7 protein-coding genes are annotated in these 13,140 nt (G+C 42.5%); 6 read left to right on the top strand and 1 reads right to left on the bottom strand.

The window, feature by feature from the left end; translation table 11 throughout:
• The first annotated feature begins 30 nt into the window (after positions 1–30).
• The 5 genes from ACG2E4_RS17740 to ACG2E4_RS17720 all read left to right on the top strand — a co-directional run bounded on the left by ACG2E4_RS17740 (position 31) and on the right by ACG2E4_RS17720 (position 9,257).
• Entirely contained in the window at positions 31–2,931 is a 2,901-nt protein-coding gene (locus ACG2E4_RS17740) for a SusC/RagA family TonB-linked outer membrane protein (RefSeq protein WP_395262421.1), read from the top strand.
• 12 nt (positions 2,932–2,943) lie between these two features.
• Entirely contained in the window at positions 2,944–4,425 is a 1,482-nt protein-coding gene (locus ACG2E4_RS17735) for a RagB/SusD family nutrient uptake outer membrane protein (protein ID WP_395262420.1), read from the top strand.
• A gap of 83 nt (positions 4,426–4,508) precedes the next feature.
• On the top strand, positions 4,509–5,396 hold the full coding sequence (locus ACG2E4_RS17730; protein ID WP_395262419.1) for a sugar phosphate isomerase/epimerase family protein: 888 nt from the start codon (positions 4,509–4,511) through the stop codon (positions 5,394–5,396).
• A gap of 84 nt (positions 5,397–5,480) precedes the next feature.
• Positions 5,481–8,339: a hypothetical protein gene (locus ACG2E4_RS17725; protein ID WP_395277420.1), complete on the top strand. Its 2,859-nt coding sequence runs from the start codon at positions 5,481–5,483 to the stop codon at positions 8,337–8,339.
• Positions 8,340–8,435: 96 nt separating this feature from the next.
• A complete protein-coding gene (locus tag ACG2E4_RS17720) occupies positions 8,436–9,257 on the top strand; it encodes a ThuA domain-containing protein (RefSeq protein ID WP_395262417.1) in 822 nt (273 codons plus the stop codon).
• Between the two features lie 181 nt (positions 9,258–9,438).
• Here the strand turns inward: ACG2E4_RS17720 and ACG2E4_RS17715 are convergent, their stop codons facing one another.
• On the bottom strand, positions 9,439–11,403 hold the full coding sequence (locus tag ACG2E4_RS17715) for a hypothetical protein (RefSeq protein WP_395262416.1): 1,965 nt from the start codon (positions 11,401–11,403) through the stop codon (positions 9,439–9,441).
• A 945-nt stretch (positions 11,404–12,348) separates the two neighbouring features.
• On the opposite strand from ACG2E4_RS17715, the gene ACG2E4_RS17710 reads away from it, so the two are divergent.
• Positions 12,349–13,008: a hypothetical protein gene (locus ACG2E4_RS17710; protein WP_395277419.1), complete on the top strand. Its 660-nt coding sequence runs from the start codon at positions 12,349–12,351 to the stop codon at positions 13,006–13,008.
• The last annotated feature ends 132 nt before the right edge of the window (positions 13,009–13,140 follow it).

The raw sequence follows: 13,140 nt of genomic DNA, 5'->3' as shown, positions 1-13,140 counted from the left end.
CTGCCAGTTAATAGTCTTCAAGATACGCTTGTGTTTTCGTTCATTGGTTATCAAACACGGGAAGTTCCAATCAATGGGAGAACACAAATTGACGCGGTTTTAACACCTCAAGCATTGGTCGGGGAAGATGTAGTCGTCGTTGGGTATGGTACACAGCGAAGTGAGGAGGTCATAACTTCTACTTCCACAATTTCTATGGAAGACGTAGAAGATTTGCCGGTCTCAGGTGTTGATCAGAGCTTATCTGGCCAAATGGCAGGTGTTCGTGTTAGAACATCAAATGGTATACCTGGTGGTGGACCACAGATAAAAATTAGAGGAATAGCTGCTGTCGGAGCTGGTAGTGATCCTTTATATGTTGTTGATGGCTTTCCACTTCCAACATCTTCAGATCAAATTTCTAATCCTATCAATGATATAGCTCCACAGGATATAGAATCGATTACAGTTCTTAAAGATGCTTCAGCTACAGCCATTTATGGATCAAGAGGAGCGAATGGGGTAGTATTAATTACTACTAAGAAGGGAAGGTCAGGAGATTACAGGGTTCAGATTAGTGCAAAAACCGGTCTCCAGAGAATTCCGGAAAGAGAAATGCCTGACTTAATGAATGCAGAGGAATTCGCTCGATTCAAAAAAGAATCAATCATTGATCAAATTAGAGTGCAAGAAAATCGGGAGGCTACAGATGCAGATATCCCCGAGTTGTACCAAAATCCAGAAGAATTGGGTGAAGGAACGGACTGGTTTGATGTAATATCAAGAGTTGGACAGACCCATGATTTAAATTTCAGTTTGAGTGGAGGCAATGAGAATGTCAGAAGTTATGTTTCAGCCGGCTATTTTAATCAGGAGGGGGTAATAAAAACCTCTGGTTATCAACGGTTCTCAGTAAGAGCTAACGTTGATGCAGATTTAACTTCTAATATTAGAGCAGGTGTAAATATTGCACCTACATTTTCATTTCGCGAATCTTCCGTTACTGGAGGGATTGGAAGAGGCGGTGGTGGTTTTGGTGATGCCCTTGTTGCTAGCCCTATACCTCCAGTATATAATGAAGACGGAAGTTACAATGCCATGATTGATGGTCCAGCTGGTATTTTTCCTTATCCTAATCCATTAATGAGTTTAACTGAAATTGATGAAGAATCAAGAAACACTCGGATTCTGTTTAATATCTTTGGGGAATATGAAATCGTAGACAATTTAGTTTTGAAGTCTACTTTTAACACTGATTGGGAAGATAGTCAGAGGGAGTATTTCCGACCTTCAACAGTTGGAGCCCTTTTTACATACCCACCCACTATTCCAGAGGCGGATTATGATAGAGGGTCATATTTAAATTGGGTGAATGAGAATACTTTAAGCTATCAAAATACTTTTGGAGATGGCCACAACGTATCTGGGTTGCTTGGTTTTTCCATACAAAAAAATATTAATGAGAGCGCCAGCTTTGATGGTGATGAATTCCCTGATGATGATGTTCAAACTTTTAATGCAGCTGCAAGAATTACAGGGGCAACCAGTGAAAGTGAATGGTCTTTAATCTCTTATCTGGCTAGAGCAAATTACAATTACAAAGATAGGTATCTATTAACTGCTACGGTCAGAAGAGACGGTTCATCTCGATTTGGTTCCAATAATCGATGGGGAATTTTCCCTTCCGCGGCAATTGGTTGGCACTTGTCTAATGAATCATTTATGGGGGATGTTGACTGGGTAAGTGACCTCAAACTTAGAGCCTCCTATGGTCAGGCGGGTAATTTCAAGATTGGTAATTATACATATATGAGTCAGATAGAATCCAATGATTATATCTTGGGAGGAAGTTTGGCTGGAGGCCGCACAATGGAATCTTTGGGTAATCCTAATTTAGGATGGGAAAAAACAAGTGAATTCAATCTTGGACTGGATATAGGTGTTTTCGATGATAGGTTATATCTGATTACCGAGTTTTATAAGAAAAATACGCAAGACTTATTATTGAATGTGGAAATCCCTCAATCTTCAGGGTTTTCTAATCTATTTGTAAACCGAGGTGAAATCGAAAATGTTGGAATGGAATTTGACCTTACATCAAGAAATATAGTTTCATCAGGTTTCAGTTGGAGTACAAGTCTTAATCTATCTACCAATAAGAATGAAGTTCTCGCATTAGGACGGGGTGATGAGCCAATTCTATCAGGTTCAAGCTACGAAGGAAATCCGACCCATATTACCATGGTTGGTCAACCAATAGGTATGTTTTATGGGTATGTGCATGATGGGATTTATCAAAATCAACAACAGGTTGATTCTCAACCATCATTTCCAGGTGCTATTCCAGGAAATATGCGAGTCAAGGATATAAATGGAGATGGCGTTATAAATCCTATTGAAGACTTCACAATTGTAGGTAATCCATATCCTGATTTTACATGGGGTATGACAAATAATCTGACCTATAAAAATTTTGATTTTAAAGTTTTGCTGACTGGTTCAGTTGGTGGAGAGAGAATGGTGGCTAATCGATTCACAACGTATCTGCTCGATGGTTTATTTAATGTTAGTCGTGACCTATTGGATCGATGGAGGTCACCAGAAAACCCTGGGAATAATTATGTTCCCACTACTGCTGGTTCTGCAAGGGGTAGAAGAATGTTTAGAGATAGTGGTTCCCAATTGGTAGAAAAAAATGACTATGTGTGGGTGAAAAACATCACCTTAGGTTATACACTACCTAGCACTTTGTTGGATAAAATGGCGGCACAACGAGCACGTCTTTATATAAGCGTGCAGAATCCTCTTCTTTTTACTGACTATGCAGGCAGAAATCCAGAAGTGACTAATTATGGAAATCAGGCAGGGGGTGGAGCCCTTGTACCAGGATTTGATTCAAATCCATATCCTACTCCAATGATATTTACAACCGGAATTAATTTAACATTTTAAATCCTGATCAAGATGAAAACTCAAATATATCTTATATCATTAATATTTGTTCTTTCAGCTTGTAGCGAGACTCTTAATGTAGAACCAGTTACGTTTACAAGTGGGGAGAATTACTATCAAACAGCATCTCAGATAGAAACGGCTATAAATGGCGCATACGGTAAGTTACAGCCACTATATACAGGCGATTTTTATGTCTTCACAGAGATGCGAGCAGACAACACTACATTCTTTTTTAATCCTAATAACAGATGTTGTGTACCGAGGGAGGAAGTAGATTATTTCCTGATGAATGCTGTAAATGATAGAGTAGAAAATGTATGGGATGCTATTTATAGCGGTATACAACAGTCGAATGTTGTATTAAATCGTATTGAAAATGTGTCTTTCCCTGAAGAGTCTAAGAAAAGTCAGTTTATTGGAGAGGCGAAGTTTATTAGGGCGTTACTTTATTTCCATCTCGTCCGATTATATGGCCCTGTACCGCTAAAAAATAAAGAAATCGAGGATCCATCAGAAGTATTTACGGATGAGAGAGCAAGTATTGAACAAGTTTATCAACAAATAATAAGTGATGCCGAGGACGCTTCAAACAGATTGCCTGCAAGTTATGAAGGTTCTGATATAGGACGAGCGACAAAGGGAGCGGCCCTTACACTTTTGGGCGATGTATATGTGACTCAAAAAGACTTTTCTTCAGCCGTGAGCACTTTGAGAGAAGTAACCAATTTAAACTATAGCTTAGTCCCTAATTATGAGAATGTATTTAATCCGAATAATAAAAATAACTCAGAGTCAATTTTTGAGGTCCAATATTCTGCTTCCGCGGAGGGCGAAAATAGTAACTTCATATTTCTGTTTGGACCCTGGAATGCTTCTGTAGCCTTGACTGGGTTCCAAGGACAGTTGGAATCAATGAATATTCCTACGCCGAGTATAATAGAGGCCTATGAAGATGGAGATGAGCGAAAAGAGGCCTCGGTTGGATATTATGTTGATCCGGAAAATAGTGGGTTTGACGAGGCCCTTGGAGATTCCATGCCATTTATCAAAAAGTACTACCATCCGCCATACGAAAGACAGGGTCAAACGGACGAAAATTGGCCTGTGTATCGATACTCGGATGTATTGCTAATGTTAGCTGAAGCAATTAATGAAACCGATGGCCCTACAAGTGAAGCATACGGCTACGTCGATGAGGTACGCCAAAGGGCAGGGCTGGATCCCTTAGCAACAGGACTCAGCCAATCAGAATTCAGAGATGCGGTCTACCAAGAACAACGGGTAGAGCTCGCTTTTGAAAATAAAAGATGGTTCGACCTGATCAGAACAGACCGTGCTATTGAGATAATGAATGCCCATGGTGCGGAAGAAAAACAACGATTAAATAGAGTAACTTCTGAAATGTTTAATGTTGAAGAACATCAACTGCTTTTCCCAATACCGGCCAAAGAAGTTAGGCTTAATGGATTTAGTCAAAATCCTGGTTGGTAACGGTTTCATCTACTCATTTTGAACAATAACAGGTAACCTGATATCTGCAATTATTCTAATCCTAAATAAAAGAGGTACATATTATGAGTACAAAATCTAACACTGGAATTAAATTGGGCATGCATGCGGACAACTGGCGGGTGTTGAGTGGCAATTTCGGCCAGGCTATAGAGTCTGCTGTGGAAAATAATTTGGATCACATTGAATTCGGTCTTATTGATGGACAGTACTTTGTCGAGGGGCTCGGATACGAGCCATCCGTATCTATGGATATGGATGAATTGGAAATTCGGCGTACGCTTGACAAACATGGGATAAGTATTTCTCAAATTGATGGTGCCTATCCCTTGACAGGCAGAAATGGAGGGGTACATGGGGTTCGTTATGTCTGGCGTGCAATCAAAAAAGCCTATCTGCTTGACTGCCCTTATGTAGTAAGTACCGATGGGGGTCGCAAGCCCGAGGGGTGGGATGACCAGAAAACGATTGACCAATGGCGTCACAATATTAGGCTCGTACTCGAGCGGGCTGAGAGTTTCCAGGTGGGGGTAAACCTTGAGCCCCATGGACCATTTACAAACAATATTGAGTTAATGGTTGATATTCTAGAGGAATTCGACTCCGAGTGGCTGGGTGTAAATTTTGATACAGGCAATTCATTTATTGCGGGTAATGATCCGCTGGAATTTATTAAAGCAATTCGTCCGTGGTTGCGGCATGTTCATTGCAAAGATGTCCCGAAGGCTATGGTAGATGAAAGCACGGGTGACGAAACGGGTATCGGTTCTTCAGGAGTAGCTGTTGGACAGGGGGTAAATGCTTCCAATATTAAGGAATGTATTGAATATCTGTATGAGACCGAATGGGATGGAGTATTTTCGGTCGAGACTATAGGCACACCTAGTAATATCAGTGACAGTGTTAATTGGCTCCGTTCTGTCATCTCAGAAGCTTCAAAGGTAACTAATTAAGTATAAATGAAGTACTCAGCTTTAATACTAATATTCCTTTTTGGGGCTGTAGGATTATATCAGCCCCAAAAAAAATTTGATTCGTTGGATAGAGATAAGGAATCAAGAAAATTAACATTAGAAGATAAATTTGATTTACCGGAAGGTTTCTCAATACGTAAAATAGCTGAGGGACCCGATGTTATCAATCCTATGCGGATGACGGTGGACGAGGAGGGCAACATTTATGTTTCAGAAGCTCATAATTATCGTTATGGTGGAGCTAGTGTGCCTGAAGGACAAAAAAAGGAAAAATTTACTGTGGCAAATGTGACCAATCCTATTAAACGGATTGAGTTTGACTCTGAGGGACAAGTTGAACGGATTAAAGTAGTGGCAGAGGGATTTGATAATCCTGTAATGGGAATCTCAGTTCACAATGATAAATTTTATGCAGCATCATTAAATGAACTTTTTGTGATGGATATAGGCCCTAAGGGTCAACTATTGGATCGCAAACTTCTCGTTAAGGATGCTGCTGTACCGTGGAATCCTTTTGGCATGTATGGAGTCATTGTTGGGCCTGATGATAAGCTTTGGCTTTCCGTTGCAGATCACCCAGAAAGTGAACTTACAGGTACGGATGGAAGTACAGTCCGTTTTAGTGGACAAAGTGGTGGGCTGGTCAGGTGTGATCTCGATGGTTCGAATTTGGAGTTGATTACTGATGGCTTACGGGCACCCTATATTTTTGATATTGATCCTTGGGGGCATATTTGGCTTATATCAAATGGGGAACAAAGTCCGAATATCTATTTAGATGTAATTCCCGGTATGGACTATGGCTATCGTTCACGGGATGTAACCTATAATTGGCTTGCCGGTAGAACTCCACTTGCTCCACCAGTTATGGATATGGGACCGGGGGCCAATACCACCGCCTATCATTATTATAGTTCGATGTTTCCAAGTGATTATTGGGGGGATGTTTTTGTTTCGAACTGGGGAAGCCACGGCTTTAATCCGACCAATAGGGTAGTCAGAAGATTTAGCCGGAAAGAAAAAGAGAATAGTGGTGGGTTTATAGAACACGATACTCCGTTCCTATCTACCCTCAGCGACTCGATGTTCAGGCCAACTAGCATTGTTCCTGCACCCGATGGAGGACTTTATCTTAGTGATTGGCATGGTAGAGATGATTACAATAATAATATGGGATATATCTATAAAATTACATACCAAGGAGACGGTGAGCAGGAAAAAGTGCCTATATCAGGAGATATTGAAGAAATGTCACCTAATAAACTAGTTGAATTGCTGGGTCATCCAAACCACTTCATTCGTGAACAGGTACAAGGCGAGCTTTTAAAGCACGATACTTCGGCACTAACAGCATTAAGTGAAGTGGCGGAAAATGGTGATGCCTTTGCATCAGCCACGGCCATTTGGACATTAACACGGATGAATTCGAAGCCGGCCAGCCAAACAATGATTTCTGCACTTAATCATGCGGCCCCGCGAGTGCGCGCTCACGCATTACGACAGTTAAGACAAGCAGCAGGTCAGCAGCTGGGAGAAGGGAGTTTTAGTAATGACCGGCCGCAGTTAATAAGTGTAAAAAAACTTGGTAGCATAGCACAATCTATGTTGGATGACCCAAATGGAGAGGTCCGAATAGAAGCAGCGTTGGCATTAAAATCAAAGGAAGATGTTGGCCGAGGCCTACTTCGGGCGCTGGAAGTGGCTACAAGTGACCGGCTACGGTATCAAATTGGCTTTGAATTGGGCAGACGGGGTGACAAAGCTACATTAGAAAAATTATATGCATCATCTGACCCGGAAAAAAAGCGTATTGCCTACATCGCTGCTATGACAGCACGATATGAGGAAAGTTCACTTGCATCGGTAGTAAAAGATTGGGATTTGCCACTTTCCAATAAAGAAAAGGCGGAAAGACTAGTTGAGCAAATAAAGGCTGGTAACAAAATACAGCTTGCCAATGAAAAGGTAATGGCATTAAAATGGCTCGAAAATAACCCTCCCAAACAAAAAGAATTATTGGACTTCTTATTAGCCAGCCTACAAGATCCAAATCAAAAAGTGCAGTCAGCGTCATTACGAGTAGTAAGAATTGCATCGATTGATAGTGATGAAATTAGGGAAGCAACCTTACGTATCCTAAACAATACTCAAAGTGAGTTTCAACAGATGAATGCCCTTTATACATTGGGATCATTTAGTGAATCTGGAAGTCCAGAAATTTGGCAATCCTGGATTACACATTCTTCCAATAATATTGCAATTTCGGCTTTACGAGCGTTGCGCCAGCGAGATCACAGCCCATCTTTCGTTAATGAACTATGGAATACGATTCACGATACGAAAGGAAATGATCCTGTTGTAATAGAAGAGGTTTACTTTACCTTTAAAGAGTTAGGTATTCCGGAAAAACAATTGGCAGAGCTCCCCGTCCAGTTAGATAGACCAGAAGATAAGCAACAATTCGGGAAGGAGGTCTTGTCAGGTTTGAAGAATGCCTCTGCAAAGCGTGGTAAGATAATATTCAGTACGAGTAAAGCTGCATGCACCTCCTGCCATGCAACGAGTACAGGTAATGTTACCTCAAACCTTGGACCTAATCTAGCGGATATCGGGGCGGCTTCTCAGCCACAGTATTTAATTGAGTCTATTTTAGAACCAAACAAAGTTATTAAAACAGGTTACCAAATAGAGACAATTGAGACTAAAAGTGGCAAGGTAGTTACAGGCCAAGTTGAAAAAAAGTCTGACAAACTCATTGTTAGACAGTTTGGGATGGAGCCTGTGGAGATCTCTTTGTCGGAAGTTAACAAACGTACAAAGAGTCCTATATCAATTATGCCATCGGGGTTAGAAAAAGAAATGACAGTCACTGAACTTGCCGATCTTACCAAGTATCTTAGGTCCTTAGATGGAAGCAACTAAGGACCTCAATGATACAGTGAAGAACAAATACATCAAAAATTGAAATGTCATATTCTGAACGGCCAATAGTTGCCAGTAACCTAAAAGTATTTTTAGATGCCTAATTTTTTAAACTTATTTTCACTCACGTTTACTGGACTTCTATTAATTACTTTAAACTGTACAAGGCAGTCAAAATACAATACTTCGAAGAATTCGCTTGATTCTTCCAGCTACACAAAAGTAAGTGATGGTATTCAAGGAGCTGAATCAGAAATTGAAGATTCTATAAATGTACTTATTGTAACGGGTATGGACCACCCTGCCCATAAGTGGCGTAAGACCACTCCGGCGTTAAGGGCGGAGTTAACCAAGGATCCTCGTATGAAGATAGACGTACTTGAAGATCCCTACCAATTGGAGGTTGTGGAGCTTGACAATTATGATGTGGTGTTTCTCCATTTTAATAATTGGAAGAAACCCGATCCAAATGCTAAAGCAAAGAAAAATTTGAAGCAATTCGTAGCCCAGGGAGGAGGACTCTTTCTGCTGCACTTTGCGTGTGGGGCATTTAGGAATTGGGAAGAATACACCAAAATTGCCGGAAAAGTGTGGGATGGTGAGAACACCCATGATCCACGTGGTAAGTTTCGTGTCGAAATAGTCAACCACCAACATCCAGTTACGCGAGAAATGGAAACATATGAGACAGATGACGAATTGTATATAGGGGTCAAGGGTGAGAAGGAAGTGATATTACTTGCCCGCGCCCGCTCGAAAATTACAAAACGTTATCATCCAATGGCCTTTGCTCATACTTATGGGAAAGGTCGAGTATTTAATACTCCCTTAGGGCATGATGTTCGTGCAATCCAAATTGAAGGCACTGCTAATATGATACGTAATGGCGTAATATGGGTGGCAGGACGAGCCTTGTAACATAATTTGAACATTCATATTTAATGTAAGAAAACCTAGTGAACAAATTTGGTGGTCCCAGAATAGGTTTTAAACCCCGTTCTGGATCCAATAAAAGGTTTCAACTGGTAATTAAGTGAGGGTGTTGTTGAATTCTTAAACCAAGTTCACGTTAAATAAGTAAATAGCGAAGATAAACCGATCATCCATCACAACTCTCTATCAGGCTCGATGTCAACTCCACCAACAAGGTAAAATCCTGGACTGCTGGGTTGTCATTTCCGAGCATTTCAACAACCTGTTGCTGTATTAAAATTTTCCCAATTGAGCCCGGGGTGAGGTCGTTGTCCAAAAAACCTGAAATATATTGTTGTAACCGGGAAACGGTCGTCTCATCCATGGTGGGCCAGAATGCAGAAAGGCTGAAATAAATTAATTTGTCACGAGCAACACGGCCTATGCCCTGGACCACGCAGTTTGGACCTTCATCGGTGGCTTTTTGGGAGTACTGGTCATTCCCGGTGTCACTTTGCAGGAGCAGGGTAGCAACCAAAACAAACATTATCTCAGACTGCAATTTCCGTCGGGCCTCAATGGTTTGTTTTCGGGTATCGGCCATCCGGACAAGCGTCTTCCCCGGGGGCGTATACTGATCTCCCGGGACAACGAGCACGGACGAGATGAAATCATCCACGTTTTCTTCGGGAGTGAGCTTATTGATCTGTTCACCATATGAAGCCAAAACACGGGATAGATCCTCCTCTCGCCTGGCTTGAAGGACGCTCAGCACTTGTTGATAGGGTTGGCTTTGGGAAGCAAACCCATACCGATTGTTGAAATCGGTATACCATTCATTCCCCTTGTCGACAGCACTTGCCGTATTCGGGATTTGTTGCAGGCTACCTATTTCAACGTCCATGAGTGGCGACAGGAGCTCATCACGCCTGTGTTCTACTTTTGAAATAAGCGACTCTTTCTCAGAAATATCCACATACTGCAGTAATTCCTGGTTGTTTTGTTCCCATAACGCCAGCCGGCGGGCCCCGTCGTATCCACTGCTGTTGGTGACCGCTTTCTCGGCACTGGCAGCCAGGATAGGGGTTGCCAGTTTCTGTCTTATATCTGCAATATGATCATTAAATTCCCGCTGTTCGCTGGGCCAAAGGGTATGAAGCAGGAGGGAGGAGCGCTCCTCAATGTTGGCAATTTTGGCAAAGGTGCCAGGTTTGGGAGACAGATGGCTCAACCGGTATTGGGTGGTACGCTGCCAGGAACGAATAACCCGCTGGGCAAGCAGAGCAGCCGTGATTCCCGGCGTGCCCGGACTTCCCGAACTGTTGAATGCTCTTGAGAAGGCCCGGTAATCCCGAAGCATATAGTCGCTGCGGTCACCAAAGGAGCGATAACTGCCCGTCAGGCGGTCGGCGACCATGTCTCGCTGCCCGGGACTCATCTGCTCAAAAGGCAGGCCGAAATGGGCAATAAAATGTTCGTCCTCAAACAGGTTTACAACTTTATTATACAATGTTCCCATTTCAGTGTGGTCCGGATTAATCTCCGGGTACTCATCACTAAACCTGCCTGCCCATTGAAGAATTTCTTCATCACCAGGAATATCTCTGCCCAACTTGTTGAAGATCGACCCAACCCCGGACGCCTGCAGGTTAACTTGTTCACTTGACCTGCGAAAAGGTTCTTTCAGCCTCGATTCAGCCTTGTCGGTCCGCATTAATGCAAAGTATATGGGGCGATCCCGCAGGGTGCGCTGTTGTCCGAGAAATCCGGCTATTGCGGGTCCCTCAGTGTCAACAACTCCTGATAGAGGCAAGGCCGTTACCCGGCCCCGGGGCTTGTTAATCCATGTTTTCGGTTTTAGTTCAAGCGTTCGGGTAACTGGATCATAGCTGCCGATTACCGAATAACTCCCGGGCGAGAGTCTTCCGGGTCCCCGTTTTTCATCAAGCGGATAAAAGTGCAATTCACCGGATAGATTCGTCGTATCAGAAGCCAGGAGATCGAGCTCAATTCCCATCAGGTTCGGGTAGACATGATATATTCCCTCCCAATGGCCCGTCACCTGATCGATATTGACGGTTTGCAGGTCCGCTTTTGTAAGGGCGCGTTCTTGGTAGGTGAGGGAGCCTGTTGTACTGCAGCCCGCCAGCAACGAAACGAAAGATAAGACAACTATTGCGGTAAATAGACCATAACCCTTTCTCCCTCGGAGTGAAGTGATGGAGGGGAAAGCTTCGCAACATTGATCGAGAATGGTATTTATGTCATCCCTTTTGATATAGCTAACAAGTCGTTTTTCGATAAAAACAGGATATATGATCCATCACCTGATGTTATATTATAACATTCTAAATGTAGTAAAAACAGTTTCTTAGGGTATTTTTAAATCTAGTATATAAATTGTAAATAGCAAGTGTCTAATCCCTTTTGTCTTCGCTGACATGCTGAAATTGGGTAAGACAACGGTTTTAAAAGACCTCTTTAAGTTCTTTGAGCTGCGCGGAAGATGGTTAGCCTGCCGTCTGACAAATGATCTGAGACACAATTTCCTGTCAAAAGAAAGAACTGGTTATTTTTGAAATTGTCGGGTGTGGAACACCCATGATGGATTACATGAGAAGATCATATCCCAGTTACATGGTGTTAGCAGAATAACGTGAGTTCGATACAGCTTCCAGCTTTAACATTGTTTCTTAACTTCTTGGGGCAGGCCTTTAATCTCCCCTTGAGGGAAGCCCCCCCCGAAGGCGGGAGGGGTGTTATTCTCTGATTTTAGACTTGTACCATCCGACCCAATCACCAGACCCACGCGATTGGCCTACCCTCCTCAATGAGGGACTGTTTCCTTGCCATTTCAAGGCAAACAGGCATCCGGTTGAGACAATTATGTCGAACTCAGGTTGGATTATGTTATCCTAATATTTTAAAGCGCCCTTTATTGCATTTCAGGATAGGGTCAGGGTTTTTTACATCACTAAATATTGCTTAATTATTTATCCTTTTATATAATAAAAACAGTCACTTATATATAAAGTTAAAATAACTACGGCTGTCACACAGAGTGTCATCTACAAATAAATCTACCTAGAGGGGTAAAATGAAAAAATCGTCAATTCTCACGTACTTTCTGTCTATAGCGGTGTTATGCCTGACAGGTATCTCCTGCAATCTTAATTCAAGTCACGAGGCCGACCTGGAAAAGACGTTGGAACCGGTAGAGGAAGTCACGTTTATCAACGGGACGGAAAACACCACCATTACGGTAAATAAAACCGGCAGTTCTCTTTATGAAATTATGTTCAAGGGAGTCGGAAGCAATAACATCATAGCTGATGGCAACCACGAGGGGTGGTGCCTCGACTGGCAAACGCCGATCGAGTCGGACAACGGCACGTACGAGGGCATCAAACTGTATTCAACATACCGCGTAGAAAAGTGGAAGCCGATCAATTATTTCCTGAACATCAGGGATGAGTTGAAGGAGCAATACCCGGAGGTAACTTGGCGGGAGTTCCAGATCGCAATATGGTCTCTGCGAGCCAATCCGCCCTTTGACCTGGAGACAATATCGGTCGAAGATCTGCCTGCGGTGGTCAAAAAAGATGGGCAGCCGAACTTTAGTTATGACCTCGTAAACCAGATACTTGCCCAGGTTGAGAGTGGCCATCAGAATTTTGAATATGAGGAGGGAGTACAGTTTGCCGTCATTGCGGAAACGCCGGTGGATGTACAGACGCTGTTCACTGTAGTGGAGTGAAGGAGGGGAGACGCAATTAAAAGGAGTTGGATGGCAGTGAGGAATGAAAAATGAAGAATTAAAAATGATGAATTTCGAAGGGGAGATCGTATGAACGTGTTAAGCAATTGTTCCGATACCGGAAGAAGTGCT

The organism is Halalkalibaculum sp. DA384 (genome assembly GCF_043951955.1).
Lineage (GTDB): Bacteria > Bacteroidota > Rhodothermia > Balneolales > Balneolaceae > JAMQKA01.
This window is presented reverse-complemented; position numbering and strand designations above follow the sequence as displayed.